We start from the raw sequence: 16,609 nt of genomic DNA, 5'->3' as shown, positions 1-16,609 counted from the left end.
CGAAGTACATGCGAATGTAGTAGCCGTTTACTATGAGACTAGGCATTATAATTGAATATCATAGTATAAATTGCCATGAGAGTAGAAGCTTCAGTTTATGAAGACTTCGAAATCATGGTTTTTTATTTTTAAAGTGAAATTTTAGTTCATAGTAAATATATATATGTTTTTAATTAGACTAAATCATAGCATTAAATTTTTTTAGATGAAGTAAGCGATATTACGAAATGATATATAGAACATTTCAGTTATAACAGTATACGAAGTAATCATCTTCGTTTAACGGACAATAGTTAATAATCAGTTAATTTTAAATTCAATTATAGATTATTTGTGATAATACAAACATTATTTTTGAAGATTTGATTAAAGTTCGTTTTTATTTTTACAGAGAAAAGATTGAGTATCGGTAATTTTATCATATTGTTCGAATATAAAGGGAACTATTTAAAGGTAATGAAGGTTGCGCCAAAATGACCGGTTTTCAGCAGCATAAATGAATAAATTGTGTCATTTTTAATATTTTATAGCATTTTATTTTTTAATGAACAGTTAATTTTATAAATAAGTGAAATAATCTAGAATAAATTTGTATTAAAAATTTATATAGAAAGAAAGTGAAACTTATGTTTAAGAAAAAATGTTAGCTGCAACTTTGTCAGTAGGACTGATTGCACCTTTAGCATCTCCGATTCAAGAATCTAGAGCAAATACTAATATTGAAAATATTGGTGATGGTGCTGAAGTAATCAAACGTACGGAGGATGTAAGTAGTAAGAAATGGGGCGTTACTCAAAATGTCCAATTCGACTTTGTAAAAGATAAAAAATATAACAAAGACGCTTTAATTGTTAAAATGCAAGGTTTTATTAATTCCAGAACTTCATTTTCAGATGTGAAGGGTAGTGGATATGAATTAACTAAACGAATGATTTGGCCATTCCAATATAATATAGGACTGACGACTAAAGATCCAAATGTTAGCTTAATCAATTACCTTCCTAAAAACAAAATAGAAACTACTGATGTTGGTCAAACATTAGGATATAACATTGGAGGTAATTTCCAGTCAGCACCATCTATAGGTGGCAATGGCTCATTTAATTATTCTAAAACAATTAGTTATACCCAAAAGAGTTATGTCAGTGAAGTAGACAAGCAAAACTCAAAATCTGTTAAATGGGGTGTTAAAGCAAACGAATTTGTTACGCCTGATGGAAAAAAATCTGCGCATGATAGATATTTATTCGTACAAAGTCCAAATGGTCCAACAGGTTCAGCAAGAGAATATTTTGCTCCTGATAATCAATTGCCACCTTTAGTTCAAAGTGGCTTTAATCCATCGTTTATCACTACACTATCACATGAAAAAGGTTCAAGTGATACGAGTGAATTTGAAATTTCATATGGTAGAAACTTAGATATTACATATGCGACTTTATTCCCTAGAACTGGTATTTACGCAGAAAGAAAGCATAATGCATTTGTAAATAGAAACTTTGTAGTTAGATATGAAGTTAATTGGAAAACACACGAAATTAAAGTGAAAGGACATAATTAATATGAAAATGAAAAAATTAGTCAAATCATCAGTTGCTTCATCAATTGCACTGCTTTTGCTATCGAATACAGTTGATGCAGCTCAACATATCACACCTGTAAGCGAGAAAAAAGTAGATGACAAAATCACTTTATACAAAACAACAGCAACATCTGATAATGATAAATTGAATATTTCTCAAATTTTAACGTTTAATTTCATTAAGGATAAAAGTTATGACAAAGATACGTTAGTACTTAAGGCAGCCGGAAACATTAATTCAGGTTATAAAAAGCCTAATCCAAAAGATTACAATTACTCACAGTTTTATTGGGGCGGTAAGTATAATGTTTCGGTTAGTTCAGAATCAAATGATGCTGTAAATGTTGTTGACTATGCACCTAAAAATCAAAATGAAGAATTCCAAGTTCAACAAACATTAGGTTATTCTTATGGCGGAGATATTAATATATCTAATGGCTTATCAGGTGGATTAAATGGATCAAAATCATTTTCAGAAACGATAAATTATAAACAAGAAAGTTACAGAACTACGATTGATAGAAAAACAAATCATAAATCAATTGGCTGGGGTGTTGAGGCGCACAAAATTATGAATAATGGTTGGGGACCATATGGTAGAGATAGTTATGACCCAACATATGGTAATGAACTGTTTTTAGGTGGTAGACAAAGTAGTTCAAATGCTGGTCAAAATTTCTTGCCAACACATCAAATGCCTTTATTGGCGCGTGGTAACTTTAACCCAGAATTTATAAGCGTACTTTCTCATAAACAAAATGATACAAAAAAATCTAAAATCAAAGTAACTTACCAAAGAGAAATGGATAGATATACTAATCAATGGAATCGACTACACTGGGTTGGAAATAACTACAAAAATCAAAATACAGTAACGTTTACATCTACTTATGAAGTTGACTGGCAAAACCATACTGTTAAATTAATCGGTACGGATTCTAAAGAAACTAATCCTGGAGTATAACTGTTAGAAATAGAGGAAGTTAAACCCGAAATTTAAGAGTTAAACAAAAAATATTCACAACATATTAAAAAAAGAAGTTACATTATTTGTTTAAACTAACAATAGTACCATAAAATTAATGACGATTTACAAATTAATAACAAATAATTATTATTAAATTCATTGATTTATTGTGTGGTAATGATTAATATGACAATTGAAGTGGGTCTTAACTTCAACTTTTAAATAGGGGGTTTTATCTTTGGAAAAAGTTCTTGATTTAGACGTGCAAGTTAAAGGAAATAACAACACTAATGATTCAGCGGGTGACGAAAGAATAACTAGCCATCTTTTTTGTAGCTTTGGTTGTGAAAAGACGGGTAGTTTTAACAGCTTCTGTTGTTAAGGATACAGCAAATAGAGCCTGAAAGGGCTCTATTTGTCTTTTTAAATATATTAAGTGCTAAAAAACGGAAACAGTTTATTAATCGCCAGGTATTTTTATAATTAGCCTTCTATATTATCAGTTGAGTGTTTCAATAAATTCTGACTTTGGTGATGGAAAGTTATACTTTTAGTTGTAATATAGTTTTCATGACTTCCTGTTAAATAAGTTAGGATTATGTAATTAGCCTCTATCTTTACATATAAGTAATGACAAGCTTTGGTTATTATATTGACCCTCTTAGAACATGTCATTTAAGAAAATAATCAAGTCATTGAAATTATATGTTTATATCCTCATCTTTAAAATAACTTCAATTATTATTTGCTAAATTTTGTATAAATAGAACAAAACTGCATAAATATCTATTAATTAATCTCAAGCAGCCATCTCCAAATTCGTAATAGTATTGATAGATAAAAATATCTAAGTATTTGTATAAATGAATTGATTAATCTATTAAAAAATTCATCAATAAATTTAAAATTATGAACTTAGATGCAAAATTATTAGTGAAAATAAATAGTAATAAAAAAACACAAAAATCTAATTATCAAAATAGTATTACTAAATTAATAAGTGTTTACAAAAAATTCACAAAATATAATTATATAATTTATTGATTTGTTGTGTGAAAAGGGATAATATGACAATTGAAGTAGGCCTTAACTTCAACTAATAATAGGAGGTTTTATCTATGGAAAAAGTTCTTGATTTAGACGTGCAAGTTAAAGCAAACAATAACTCAAATGATTCAGCAGGTGACGAACGTATTACAAGTCATAGTTTATGTACTCCTGGTTGTGCTAAGACTGGTAGTTTTAATAGCTTCTGCTGTTAAGATTACAGCAAATAGAGCCTGAAAGGGCTCTATTTGTCTATTCAAATATGTGAGGTGCTTACAAATGAACACTATTTACGAACCGTCAAGTATTTGTATGATTAGAACACCTTTATTATCAGTTGAATTTTTCAATTTATTTTTAAATACTGAACAAATTAAATATAGCGACTTACAATTAAATGCTCAGATGAAAGAATCAATCCTAACAACAACATTTAACTTATATTGTACTTTACAAGAAATAAATTTTGATGGCGATAACAAGAAGGTTAGAGATGCTAAAGAAAGTTTATTAAAATATTTAATTAGAATGTCAACACGTCCAACTCCATTTGGATTATTAAGTGGTATTAATTTGGGGCATTTTGTAAATGAACCAACACGTCTTAAAGTTGGAAATAGTATTCAAAAATATGTGAAAGTCGATGGCGAATGGTTGTATAAACTGGTTAGTTATATTGAGAGTATTGATGAATATTATCAAAATTTGAAAGTTATTTGGAATAGTAAAGCACATATTATCAATGATCGAATATATTTAAATGAACAAAGTGCTATTTATTTAAACAACAATAAAGATACATCTTTTTCCATTAAAAATAGCGAATTACTCGTATTCATCAAAACCACTGTGACGAATAATAATATTACTTTTTCAAATTTAGCTGAAAAGATAAATCAAGAATTTGAAATTAATGATATTACTAAAGTGAAAGTATATATCCATAATCTTGTCTCAAAGGAAATTATATATTCAACAATCAGACCACCGTTATCATATAGCGATAATTTAAATTATATTTTAAATAAACTTTCTTTACATAATGATGATTTTGTGAAAAAAATTAGAGAAATCCAGAAATTGATATTAGCTTATGAAAAAACTGAAATTGGATTTGGCGAGGAATTATATAAAGACATTATTCATCATATGAAGGCACTATTCAAATGTAAAAACTATCTTCAAATTGATACCAAAATTGACATGATTAACAATTATTTACATCAAGATATAGCAACAAATATATCTGAAGCAGCGTACTTATTGTGGCTTTTATCAAGAAATAATATTGGATTCACAGATTTGAAAGTTCTTCACAACCGTTTTATTGAAAAGTATGGATTTGAACAACTCGTGAATATTAAAGATTTGATTTCAGATATAACAGGTTTCGGGACAACAATTTTTCAAGAAGAAGAAACCGATGGAAATAATATTGTAATGCTTAAGCAAAAATTTTTACATGCCTTGAGAAATAACGATGAGATAGTCATAAATGAAAAAGATGTAGAGTCATTGATTAACGATAATGAAATCAATCATTATCATGCGCCAATGAGTGCAGATGTTTATGCTGAACTTTATTTAGGACGTTTTTACAATCAGTACAATGAGCTCATTGTTATTAGTCCTTTAACGGCGTCTTTTAATGCTGGCGCTACATTTGGGCGATTTCATCATTTAATTGATACTGAAACTTTAGCAAAATTAGAACATGAAAAAGGACATTATTATCAGAAGATGATATGTGATGACAATGTAGAAATGATTTCTATAAATAACATACCGAAATATCCGAGAAATCATAATGTATTAACTAATCATGACTCATACGAATATTCATTGAATTTAGGAAGTAGTAATAGTTATTCAAAGTATGAGCTTACCTTAGATGATATTTATGTTGGTGCTACCTTTAACAAATTATATTTATATTCTAGCCAACTAAATAAAAGGGTACTATTTGAATCAAACAATATGTATAACTTTTTAAAAGAATGTAATTTATATCGATTGTTACGAGAAATTTCAATGGAATCTGTGAAATGCATTGAACCTATGAATGATGTGAGTATTGATTCATTTAGTTATTCACCACGAATCAGATATAAAAATGTCATTCTTAAACCAGCATATTGGAAAATTAACGAGATGGTATTACCTTTACCTAAAAATGAAGAATGGGATCAACAATTTTTGAAATATCAAGAACAATTCAATATACCTAATATCGTGAATTTAGTTTATGGAGATAACAAGCTTCTACTAAATTTATCATTAGCTAATCATAGATATTTATTGATGAAAGAATATAAGAAGCATAAACGTGTACGTTTAGTAGAATCATTTTTACCTCAATCAAAGAATGATCATGTGTATGAAATTGTTACACCAATTTATAAAAAATCATCTTATCGAGGACCCGAAATCGAAATTCCAAAATATAAAAATACAGATATTGAATATGACAAAGACTGGTTTGCATTACATATTCATATCGATAAGCCATCGCAAGATACATTTATCATCGACAATTTGTATCCATTTGTAAAACATCTTAAAGATAAGGGAGATATAGATCAATATTTTTTAATGCGTTATATCAAACAAGGTGACATTTTAAAGTTGAGGTTATTCAGGAATGACGAAAATTACGCAGAAATATACAGCATCTTGAAGAATTGGTTACCACATGTTCGACAAACGACAGAAGTTTCAGATTATGAATTTGTATCATACGAGCCAGAATTTTTTAGATATGGTGGAAAGAACACGATTAATGAAATAGAAGCCTTCTTTGAATATGACACGAATTTAGCTGTCAATATTATTGAAAATGATTTTAAGTTTGATCGACCATATATTGTTGCTATTTCAATAATGTATTTATTTGAGATGTTTTCAATTTCTAATGAAGAGCGTATGGAAATTGTTAATAACTATGTACCTACATCATTTAAAAGTAAAGATATTAGACCTTTTAAAAATGAACTTGTAACTATATGTAATCCTGCTAATAATTTTGAATATATGGCTAAACACTATAGTGGTATTTATCGAATTTTAAAAGATGGCAACCAAATTTTGAGCAAATTAAATGAAGGGCTTAAAAAAACTTTAACTACTAAAAGGTCAAGGATTATTGGCAGCTTAATTCATATGCGCTGCAATCGAATATTTGGCATTGATAAGGATCAAGAAACATTTGTTTTATCTATTGTAAAAGAAATTGTTAAAACTCAAAAGCATTGGTGTGGTGACAAAAATGATTGATATGAATCTAATATTGAAGAAGAAGTTTCAAGAGATTTCAGAAGTAGATGATTTCATTTCAAAAGCATCTACTGAAACCGATTATTTTGAACCTTCAACTTTATCACATGGTATACCAGGTATCATTTTGTTTTTAGATGCTTATCAAAAAGTTTTCGATATTAATACTGAGCAAATTGTGCATAAGTACATCATGAAATTAGCACCATATTTACAGAGTGGTCAATATAACAATTCTTTGTTTGGTGGACTTTCAGGTATTGCATTTTCAATGGATTTAGCATCGCAAAATGGCAAAAATTATCAAAATATTTTAAATAATATTGATGGTCACATTGTAAATGAAATAGAAAATAAATTTGATCAAATATTACAAGAACCATTAAATCCATTAAATTATGATACTGTCAGTGGATTAGCTGGGATAGGGAGATATTTGCTAAATAGAGTAGATGAGAATGAATTTAATGTTAAAGCATTAAAAAGCATATTAGTATACTTTAAAGATATTCAATATTCTAAAAATAGCTGGGTAGTCCCACAAGAAAGTCAATTTTTAGAGTCTGATAAAAATTATTTTACTGAAGGTAATATCAATCTTGGCCTTGCACATGGAGTGCTAGGACCGATGTCTTTATTTGCATTATGCGTGATTAAAGGAATTACGATTGAAAATCATCAGCACATATTAAAAGACATGTACAAATTTATCATGGACGAAAAATTTTGTAACCACGAAAGATGGTTGCAGCGTTACGATTTAATTTCTGAACGTAATCATTTCAATTTTATTCGGAATGGTTGGTGTTATGGCAATACGGGTGTAATGACGACGTTGTTTTTAATCGGCCAAGCATTACAAGATGATGAAATAATTAAAATGTCTAAAAAAGTGATGCTACAAGTAGTAAATGATAAAGATGAAAATTTAATAAGTCCAACTATTTGTCATGGATTGTCATCACAAATATTAATGTTAACAATTATGAATTTGAATTTTGAATTAAATGAAGTGTCTGATTATATCACTGTATTAATAAATAAACTGATTTCTCATTATAAGGAAGATTATCTGGTGAATTTTATAGACATTAATGAAAATAAGCAAGATGTATTTAAAAGTAGGAAAGTTGGCCTTTTAGAAGGTGAATTAGGGGTCTATCTAACATTGATGACACTGAAAAATACAAAAATTCTCAATGAAAAAAATTGGACCAATGCGTTTTTAATTAGCTGAATGGAGGCGTATATCATGGGAGAAAATGTATTGATTTGTTTGTGTGGCTCAGTTAATAGTATCAATATTAGCCACTATATTATTGAATTAAAATCAAAATTTGATGAAGTAAATGTAATCGCGTCAACAAACGGTAGAAAGTTTATTAATGGTGAAATATTAAAGCAATTTTGCGATAACTATTATGACGAATTTGAAGACCCTTTTTTAAATCATGTAGATATAGCAAATAAACATGACAAGATTATTATTTTACCTGCGACTTCTAATACGATTAATAAAATTGCAAATGGTATATGTGACAATTTATTATTAACTATTTGTCATACAGCTTTTGAAAAACTTTCTATATTTCCAAATATGAATTTACGAATGTGGGAAAATCCAGTTACTCAAAATAATATTCGATTATTAAAAGATTATGGTGTATCAATATATCCAGCAAATATTTCAGAAAGTTATGAATTAGCGTCAAAAACATTTAAAAAGAATGTTGTCGCACCTGAACCATATAAAGTTCTGGAATTCATTTGAGATTAGAATATGAAAATCATAAAGCGCGCTATTATTAGTTTAATAATATTGAGTCTTTTAATATCTATTACAATGAGTAATGCATCAGCGTCAGAAGAACTATATTACAGTGTTGAATACAAAAATACAGCAACATTTAACAAGTTAGTTAAAAAGAAGTCCTTAAACGTTGTCTATAATATACCGGAATTACATGTGGCACAGATTAAAATGACGAAAATGCATGCTAATGCTTTAGCAAACTATAAAAATGATATTAAATATATCAATGCCACATGTTCAACTTGTATTACTAGCGAGAAAACAATAGACAGAACATCAAATGAGTCATTATTTTCAAGACAATGGGATATGAATAAAATAACCAATAATGGTGCATCGTATGATGATTTGCCAAAACATGCTAACACCAAAATAGCAATCATAGATACAGGTGTGATGAAAAACCATGACGATTTGAAAAATAATTTCTCGACTGATTCTAAAAATTTAGTACCTTTAAACGGTTTTAGAGGTACTGAACCGGAGGAAACAGGTGATGTTCACGATGTCAATGATAGGAAAGGACATGGCACGATGGTGTCGGGTCAAACGAGTGCTAATGGTAAGTTAATAGGTGTTGCACCGAATAACAAATTTACAATGTATCGCGTGTTTGGTAGTAAAAAAACAGAACTGCTTTGGGTATCAAAAGCGATTGTTCAAGCTGCAAATGATGGAAATCAAGTCATTAATATTAGTGTTGGTAGTTATATTATTTTGGACAAAAATGACCATCAAACATTTAGAAAAGATGAAAAAGTAGAATACGATGCGTTACAGAAAGCAATCAATTACGCCAAGAAGAAAAAATCTATCGTTGTTGCTGCAGCTGGTAATGATGGTATTGATGTCAATGACAAACAGAAACTAAAATTACAGCGTGAATATCAAGGTAATGGCGAAGTGAAAGATGTTCCTGCATCTATGGACAATGTCGTTACAGTAGGATCTACAGATCAAAAGAGTAATCTATCTGAGTTTTCCAATTTTGGTATGAATTATACAGATATTGCTGCGCCCGGAGGATCATTTGCTTATTTAAATCAATTCGGTGTGGATAAATGGATGAATGAAGGGTATATGCATAAGGAGAACATTTTAACTACTGCCAATAACGGAAGATATATTTATCAAGCTGGAACTTCATTAGCCACACCTAAAGTTTCGGGAGCACTAGCTTTAATCATTGATAAATATCATCTTGAAAAACATCCAGATAAAGCGATTGAATTGTTATATCAGCATGGGACATCTAAGAATAATAAACCATTTAGTAGATATGGGCATGGTGAGCTTGATGTGTATAAAGCATTAAATGTAGCAAATCAAAAAGCAAGTTAATAAATCAAAGGAGTTTTTGATTATGGCAAAATTAGTTACTGAAAACATTTCGAAGCGGTTTAAAAATCAAGATGTATTAAAGCATATTAATATCACTTTAGAAAATAACGAAGTTTATGGATTACTTGGTATTAATGGAGCCGGTAAAACGACACTTATGAAAATTATATGTGGCATACTTCAACAAGATTCAGGGGAAATTAAATTAGATAATAGACCAATGACACGAAATGATTTGCACAAAGTTGGTTCGCTTATTGAAACACCTGCGACATATAATCATTTAAGTGCACAAGATAATTTGAAAATTGTGTGTTTAAATGAAAGCGTTGATTTCAGCGAAATTAATAGTGTTTTAAGCTTAGTCAATTTAAATGTCGATAAAAAGAAAAAGGTTAAGGACTTTTCTTTAGGTATGAAACAAAGACTTGGAATTGCAATGGCATTAATTAAAAAGCCAGAAATTTTAGTATTAGACGAACCATCTAATGGTTTAGACCCATATGGAATCCAAGAACTTAGAGAACTTCTAAAATTATTAACAGAACAAGGTACTAGTATTATTATTTCAAGTCACATTTTATCTGAAATCCAAGTTTTAGCAGATCATATCGGTATTATTCATGAGGGTGAGCTAAAATATCAGCAAAGAAATAACAAAGATGAAAACTTAGAAGAGATATTCTTCAAAATAACGAAAGGTGATTACAAATGATACATTTAAAGATAGAAGGTATCAAATTTAAAAATTCTTTCAGTATGTATGTTTTATTAATAAGTCCGCTGGTATTTCTTTGTTTTGCTATTTTCACAGTCTTATTCGCCAAAAGTAATACGGGAACAGCGAATAGTGTGTCACCATATATAACTTTACTATTTAATATTTGGCCAATTGCTTTCATCCCGATTGTATTATGTATGGCTTGTAATTCGTTATTTAAAATTGAAATGAGAAATAAATCATTTAATTATTACTTAAGTAATAATTGGTCGATTACAAAAGAAATAAGAGCAAAGATTTTCATTTTATCAATAGCATTTTTGGTACATTGCTTTTTAGTATTTATTATTGCTTATATAGGTGACCTAATTATTAATCCACATCCGGTTAATGCTATGTTGTTATTGGTGACAATATTGTTGATGTATGTAGTATCTCTACCATTGATACCGCTCAACTTTTTATTAACTCGATACTTTGGTGTGTTCGTATCAATATTAATAAACTTAGTATTATCAGTCATTTGTGTCTTGTTTTTAACATTGAAGAGTTTATTTTGGGTGTTGCCGTGGGGGATAATGCAGAGAATCCCGCTTATTACGCTTGGTATACTACCTAATGGTTTAGTTGTAAACCATAATTCAAAATACTTTAATGATCTCAATGCCTTATATATTTCGATTATTGTTAGCATCATTATTTTCGCGATAGTAACATTTTTAAATAATAAGAAAAGTTGGCGATTAAAATGATAATTAACGAATTAAAGTCATGTAAGTTGAAATTTTCTAAGCAAGCGCTCACATTTGTACCCATTATTGTAACCATATTGTTTATATTATTTATAAATTGGTATTTAAACGTAAATTTATGGAATGGTCGACAAATAAGTTTGTTTACAGCGAGTTTTAATGCAATTACATCGCTATTAATTTCTATAAACGTCTATCAAGTTATCAATTTTGAAGAAAATATTGGTCACTTTAATCATATTTTAGGAAAAGCTAATAGGCTAAATTGGTTAAATGCATCAATGATTTTTACTTATACTATTACAGCCATATGTATTCTATTAGCATCAATTAATTTATTGTGGCATTCACATGATATGAAAATAACACTTATGTTTATAGGCGTATCATTGTTTTTCAATGTAATTATATTACTGCTACTTTTTATTTTTAGTATTTTCATTAAAGATGTAATGGCTATTGTTGTCGGAGTTTTAATGTTTATTTTTAACGTTTATTTTGGATTAGAAGTGCTTGGAGATCATTCGTGGTTCTATTTACCAATCACATATGCTACACGTTACGTTTATATGTTTATCGAAGGGAGTATACCAGTTACATTAACATTGGCAATCTATATTATTATCACGTTGCTATTAGCAGTTTTACTCTTTAAAGGATTTAATAAATGGAGCGGTAGAACAATTAAAGATTAAAGATTGGGGCTCTAACGGTAAAAGAAATTTAGTTGCGTTGAAAAGGGAGGAAAGAGAACAGTTAAATATGAATACAAAATAATTTTGTTTTCGGACAGCAGGGGTATTAGACGCGATTGACAATGTCTGTTTAATTAAACGTAATGTTTATTTAAGCGATGAATATTAGGTGAAAAGTTTTTGAATTTGAATGTAATTGAGGTTTATTGATTAGACATTTTATTGAATTGCGTGTTATTATATAAATGTAAAAATAAGACGACATGCGCGAACATGTCGTCTAAGCAAGCCAAACGCTGGCTTCTAAAATATTTTTTTAACCATTCCAACTTGCCAAAGTTAATGCGGAATGGTTTTTTTATTTTCCGCTAATTGAAATAAAAATGACGTTTTAATATATTATGGGCTAGGTGGTTTGTAAGAAAGGGTTAGTTATTAATGTTTTATGAATTAAGGAAATTTGAGTTTAAGGTTTAATCAATTGTGATTTTGTTGATGAAGCGTTTAGTTAGAGTATTTTCGCCACCACTAGTTACTCCTTCTCCCACTTTACCCGAGACTGGAGAAGAGCTATCTGAAGAATAAATAGATACTTTTTGGCCATTTTGTAGTAAACCAAGACCTTTTAACTTCTCGGTTAGAGAATTCCATGTATTTTTAGCATCTAGCTTTTTGTTAAAGTCATCGTAGACATTTTCCTTAGTTAAATCAATTTGTTTTAATCCTTTAAAGTCTATAGATTGTGTTAGATGGCCTCCATCATCATTTCCAGGAGCAGAAACGCTGCTAGAATATCCATTGCTTAATAAATAAGTAACGTTGATTGTTTCGTACTCGTTACTTAAAATAATATCAGAATCATGTAATGAATCTTTAACTTTTTTCCATAATTGACCATCTGTCATTTTTTCTTCTGCTTTAGCCGTTTTAACAACTTTATTTGTATCTAATCCTAAGTATGAAGAATGTAAGCCTGTTCCTAATGTTGTTAATACTAAAGCACTTGCTACTAATGTTTTACCTAAAAATTTTGTATTCATTTTTATTGCTCCTTTTTTTATATTGTAAACGTTTACAATGAAAATATAATAATAATTTTTTAAAAGAACAATTAACTAAATATCAAAAATGTATTAACTATCTATTAACTAAAAAATAGAATAATTTTTTAACATAGTTTTGTTGTTTTGAATTATAAAAACTAAAGTAAAAATGTTGGATGTGAAAGATTGTTGATGAGAATTTTGAGATGTAGATAAATATCAAACTAGTCTATAGGTAAAAATTTATAATTAATTTGAAAAGAATGTCTCAAATAATGTTTGAATTAGCAGGTGTCATACTAAGTAATGTTAAGTAAACATTTTATACTTTATCAGAACAAAAAAGACATGCATCAACATGTCAGTGAAACTAATCCATATTATCTTAACAACGAAATTGAATCGAACCTGAAAAACGTATTTACAAATCGCAACTACTCTATCCAAGGCAAAATCGCAAAATCTGATCCCCGAAATAACATATCTCGAAAAAAATTCCATAATTCAATCATCTTCAATATTTAACAATACATTACTAGTTCCAAATATACTCATACATACATGTTTCATTGATTGACTGCATATTGTCATAAATAATAGGGGAACTAATCGCTAATAATGTTGTTAAACACAATACATAGTAAAGTGAAAGATTATAAATACATGAATTGTTCACCATTCCGCCATATATTTTCAATCACCTAATTTCCGAATAAATATTACAATTTTAATTCAATAATTAATATTTAAGACCAAAATAATCCTAAAAAGTCAATTTTAATTGCGTGATATTGAGTTTTAAGCATATTTAAATAAATGAGTCAATTCATGTAAAATAATTTAATAAAACGTTAATAAGTGGTTAATTAATATTTAATTAATATTTTTATTTAAAATGTATATAGTAAATGTGTATCTAGATACATTAACTATAAAAATAAATTTGGAAGGAGGTAAAATATGAATAAAAATGTAATGGTTAAAGGTTTAACTGCTTTAACTATTTTAACATCTCTTGGTTTTGCTGAAAATATTTCTAATCAGCCTCATTCAATTGCCAAAGCAGAAAAGAATGTCAAAGAAATTACCGATGCAACTAAGGAACCATACAATTCAGTGGTAGCATTTGTGGGTGGTACTGGTGTAGTTGTTGGTAAAAATACAATCGTAACTAACAAACATATCGCTAAAAGTAATGATATTTTTAAAAATAGAGTATCAGCACATCATTCGAGTAAAGGTAAAGGCGGAGGAAACTACGACGTTAAAGACATTGTAGAATATCCCGGAAAAGAAGACCTTGCGATAGTTCATGTTCATGAAACAAGTACAGAAGGTTTGAATTTTAATAAGAACGTTAGTTATACAAAATTTGCAGACGGAGCAAAAGTGATAGATAGAATTTCTGTTATTGGTTATCCAAAGGGTGCACAAACAAAATATAAAATGTTTGAATCGACAGGAACGATTAACCATATCAGTGGAACGTTTATGGAATTTGATGCGTATGCACAACCAGGTAATTCAGGATCTCCTGTATTGAATTCTAAACATGAACTGATTGGTATTTTATATGCAGGTAGTGGAAAAGATGAATCTGAAAAGAATTTCGGTGTTTATTTCACACCACAATTAAAAGAATTTATTCAAAATAATATTGAAAAATAAGTATCATCAATTCATTCGTGAAGTTGATTTTTTAAAGAGTGATTAAGAAAACGGTTACATAATTAACTAAATATACTGAATTATGTATCTAGATATCAAAATAATTAAAAGAGAGGAACTTAAAATGAACAAAAACGTAGTCATCAAGAGTTTAGCAGCATTAACAATTTTAACATCTGTAACAGGTATTGGAACAACATTGGTTGAGGAAGTACAACAAACTGCCAAAGCAGAAAATAATGTCACAAAAGTTAAAGATACTAATATTTTTCCATATACTGGTGTAGTTGCTTTTAAAAGTGCAACTGGATTTGTAGTTGGAAAGAATACTATTTTAACAAATAAACATGTGTCGAAAAATTACAAAGTGGGCGATCGTATTACTGCACATCCAAATAGTGATAAAGGTAATGGTGGTATTTATTCGATTAAAAAGATTATTAATTATCCAGGTAAAGAAGATGTATCAGTCATTCAAGTTGAAGAGCGTGCAATAGAACGTGGACCAAAAGGCTTTAATTTTAATGATAATGTAACGCCATTCAAATATGCGGCAGGGGCTAAAGCTGGTGAGCGAATTAAAGTGATTGGTTATCCACACCCATACAAAAATAAATATGTTTTATATGAGTCAACTGGCCCTGTGATGTCAGTAGAAGGTAGCAGTATTGTATATTCAGCGCATACTGAAAGCGGAAACTCTGGATCACCTGTATTAAACAGCAACAACGAATTAGTTGGTATTCATTTTGCTTCTGATGTAAAAAATGATGATAACAGAAATGCATATGGCGTCTACTTTACACCAGAAATTAAAAAATTCATTGCAGAAAACATAGATAAATAAACAAATTGACTTTAAACGAGCGTTGCAACATATCTCGAATTGTAAAGGAGCTTGAAAATGAATAAAAATATAGTCATTAAAAGCATGGCAGCATTAGCCGTTCTAACCTCAGTAACTGGAATAAATGCTGCAGTCGTTGAAGAGACACAACAAATAGCAAATGCAGAGAAGAATGTTACGCAAGTTAAAGATACAAATATTTTTCCATATAATGGCGTCGTTTCATTTAAAGATGCGACAGGTTTTGTAATTGGAAAAAATACAATTATCACCAATAAACATGTATCAAAAGATTATAAAGTTGGCGATAGAATTACTGCCCATCCAAACGGTGACAAAGGAAATGGTGGTATATATAAAATTAAAAGCATTTCTGATTATCCGGGTGATGAAGACATCTCTGTCATGAATATTGAAGAACAAGCAGTCGAACGTGGACCAAAAGGCTTTAATTTTAATGAAAATGTCCAAGCATTCAATTTTGCGAAAGATGCTAAAGTTGATGACAAAATTAAAGTTATTGGTTACCCATTACCTGCTCAAAATAGTTTTAAACAGTTTGAATCTACAGGAACTATAAAAAGAATCAAAGACAATATTTTAAATTTTGATGCATACATTGAACCCGGGAATTCAGGATCACCAGTTCTAAATTCTAACAATGAGGTCATAGGTGTGGTGTATGGCGGTATTGGAAAAATTGGTTCTGAATATAATGGTGCCGTATACTTTACGCCTCAAATCAAAGATTTTATTCAAAAGCACATTGAACAATAAACAAATTTAAATATACACCATGAGCATGTGTTCAATAATTTTAATGAAAAACATCGGTCGAATATAACATAAAAAAACGTCTA

At 29.2% G+C, this 16,609-nt stretch carries 15 protein-coding genes; 14 read left to right on the top strand and 1 reads right to left on the bottom strand.

Going from position 1 to position 16,609, the window contains the following annotated elements; all coding sequences use genetic code 11:
* Positions 1-640: 640 nt before the first annotated feature.
* The 11 genes from lukE (at position 641) to AA076_RS15220 (ending at position 12,191) form a co-directional block, all read left to right on the top strand.
* Positions 641-1,561, top strand: coding sequence for a bi-component leukocidin LukED subunit E (gene lukE / locus AA076_RS09325; RefSeq protein WP_000878802.1), 921 nt, complete (start codon positions 641-643; stop codon positions 1,559-1,561).
* Between the two features lies 1 nt (position 1,562).
* Positions 1,563-2,546, top strand: coding sequence for a bi-component leukocidin LukED subunit D (gene lukD / locus AA076_RS09320; protein WP_000782464.1), 984 nt, complete (start codon positions 1,563-1,565; stop codon positions 2,544-2,546).
* Between the two features lie 241 nt (positions 2,547-2,787).
* Positions 2,788-2,931 (top strand): gallidermin/nisin family lantibiotic, encoded by a 144-nt coding sequence (locus AA076_RS09315; RefSeq protein WP_000416759.1) that lies wholly within the window; start codon positions 2,788-2,790, stop codon positions 2,929-2,931.
* 736 nt (positions 2,932-3,667) lie between these two features.
* Positions 3,668-3,811 carry a gallidermin/nisin family lantibiotic gene (locus AA076_RS09310; RefSeq protein WP_000416756.1) on the top strand — a complete coding sequence of 48 codons (144 nt, stop codon included), beginning with the start codon at positions 3,668-3,670 and terminating at the stop codon, positions 3,809-3,811.
* A 64-nt stretch (positions 3,812-3,875) separates the two neighbouring features.
* Complete coding sequence (locus AA076_RS09305; RefSeq protein ID WP_001092605.1) at positions 3,876-6,869, top strand: lantibiotic dehydratase; 2,994 nt, start codon at positions 3,876-3,878, stop codon at positions 6,867-6,869.
* Positions 6,862-8,106, top strand: coding sequence for a lanthionine synthetase C family protein (locus AA076_RS09300; protein WP_000566596.1), 1,245 nt, complete (start codon positions 6,862-6,864; stop codon positions 8,104-8,106). Before AA076_RS09305 ends, AA076_RS09300 begins: the two co-directional genes overlap by 8 nt.
* A 15-nt stretch (positions 8,107-8,121) precedes the next feature.
* A complete protein-coding gene (locus tag AA076_RS09295) occupies positions 8,122-8,640 on the top strand; it encodes a flavoprotein (protein WP_000504439.1) in 519 nt (172 codons plus the stop codon).
* Positions 8,641-8,649: 9 nt separating this feature from the next.
* Positions 8,650-10,023, top strand: coding sequence for a S8 family peptidase (locus AA076_RS09290; protein ID WP_000691541.1), 1,374 nt, complete (start codon positions 8,650-8,652; stop codon positions 10,021-10,023).
* Positions 10,024-10,045: 22 nt separating this feature from the next.
* Complete coding sequence (locus AA076_RS09285; protein ID WP_001096791.1) at positions 10,046-10,738, top strand: lantibiotic protection ABC transporter ATP-binding subunit; 693 nt, start codon at positions 10,046-10,048, stop codon at positions 10,736-10,738.
* Positions 10,735-11,496, top strand: coding sequence for a lantibiotic immunity ABC transporter MutE/EpiE family permease subunit (locus AA076_RS09280; RefSeq protein WP_000581552.1), 762 nt, complete (start codon positions 10,735-10,737; stop codon positions 11,494-11,496). The genes AA076_RS09285 and AA076_RS09280 overlap by 4 nt, the downstream gene beginning before the upstream one ends.
* Positions 11,493-12,191, top strand: a complete 699-nt coding sequence (locus AA076_RS15220; protein ID WP_000586140.1) for a BsaG family lantibiotic immunity ABC transporter permease subunit — start codon at positions 11,493-11,495, stop codon at positions 12,189-12,191. The genes AA076_RS09280 and AA076_RS15220 overlap by 4 nt, the downstream gene beginning before the upstream one ends.
* Positions 12,192-12,664: 473 nt before the next feature.
* Here AA076_RS15220 and AA076_RS09270 read toward each other — a convergent pair whose 3' ends face one another.
* On the bottom strand, positions 12,665-13,231 hold the full coding sequence (locus tag AA076_RS09270; RefSeq protein WP_001092763.1) for a DUF4888 domain-containing protein: 567 nt from the start codon (positions 13,229-13,231) through the stop codon (positions 12,665-12,667).
* A gap of 963 nt (positions 13,232-14,194) precedes the next feature.
* Between AA076_RS09270 and splA the strand changes: the two genes are divergently transcribed.
* The 3 genes from splA (at position 14,195) to splC (ending at position 16,526) form a co-directional block, all read left to right on the top strand.
* A complete protein-coding gene (splA, locus tag AA076_RS09260) occupies positions 14,195-14,902 on the top strand; it encodes a serine protease SplA (protein WP_001836281.1) in 708 nt (235 codons plus the stop codon).
* Positions 14,903-15,026: 124 nt separating this feature from the next.
* Positions 15,027-15,749: a serine protease SplB gene (gene splB / locus AA076_RS09255; RefSeq protein ID WP_001039447.1), complete on the top strand. Its 723-nt coding sequence runs from the start codon at positions 15,027-15,029 to the stop codon at positions 15,747-15,749.
* A gap of 57 nt (positions 15,750-15,806) precedes the next feature.
* Positions 15,807-16,526 (top strand): serine protease SplC, encoded by a 720-nt coding sequence (splC, locus tag AA076_RS09250; protein WP_001836279.1) that lies wholly within the window; start codon positions 15,807-15,809, stop codon positions 16,524-16,526.
* The last annotated feature ends 83 nt before the right edge of the window (positions 16,527-16,609 follow it).

The organism is Staphylococcus aureus (assembly GCF_001027105.1).
Lineage (GTDB): Bacteria > Bacillota > Bacilli > Staphylococcales > Staphylococcaceae > Staphylococcus > Staphylococcus aureus.
The sequence above is the reverse complement of the archived record's forward strand: the minus strand, read 5'-3'. Positions and strand labels throughout refer to the sequence as shown.

Coding starts and splice junctions, on each gene's coding strand:
- lukE (WP_000878802.1), top strand. CDS start 641: ATGTTAGCTGCAACTTTGTCAGTAGGACTGATTGCACCTTTAGCATCT.
- lukD (WP_000782464.1), top strand. CDS start 1,563: ATGAAAATGAAAAAATTAGTCAAATCATCAGTTGCTTCATCAATTGCA.
- AA076_RS09310 (WP_000416756.1), top strand. CDS start 3,668: ATGGAAAAAGTTCTTGATTTAGACGTGCAAGTTAAAGCAAACAATAAC.
- AA076_RS09305 (WP_001092605.1), top strand. CDS start 3,876: ATGAACACTATTTACGAACCGTCAAGTATTTGTATGATTAGAACACCT.
- AA076_RS09300 (WP_000566596.1), top strand. CDS start 6,862: ATGATTGATATGAATCTAATATTGAAGAAGAAGTTTCAAGAGATTTCA.
- AA076_RS09295 (WP_000504439.1), top strand. CDS start 8,122: ATGGGAGAAAATGTATTGATTTGTTTGTGTGGCTCAGTTAATAGTATC.
- AA076_RS09290 (WP_000691541.1), top strand. CDS start 8,650: ATGAAAATCATAAAGCGCGCTATTATTAGTTTAATAATATTGAGTCTT.
- AA076_RS09285 (WP_001096791.1), top strand. CDS start 10,046: ATGGCAAAATTAGTTACTGAAAACATTTCGAAGCGGTTTAAAAATCAA.
- AA076_RS09280 (WP_000581552.1), top strand. CDS start 10,735: ATGATACATTTAAAGATAGAAGGTATCAAATTTAAAAATTCTTTCAGT.
- AA076_RS15220 (WP_000586140.1), top strand. CDS start 11,493: ATGATAATTAACGAATTAAAGTCATGTAAGTTGAAATTTTCTAAGCAA.
- AA076_RS09270 (WP_001092763.1), bottom strand. CDS start 13,231: ATGAATACAAAATTTTTAGGTAAAACATTAGTAGCAAGTGCTTTAGTA.
- splA (WP_001836281.1), top strand. CDS start 14,195: ATGAATAAAAATGTAATGGTTAAAGGTTTAACTGCTTTAACTATTTTA.
- splB (WP_001039447.1), top strand. CDS start 15,027: ATGAACAAAAACGTAGTCATCAAGAGTTTAGCAGCATTAACAATTTTA.
- splC (WP_001836279.1), top strand. CDS start 15,807: ATGAATAAAAATATAGTCATTAAAAGCATGGCAGCATTAGCCGTTCTA.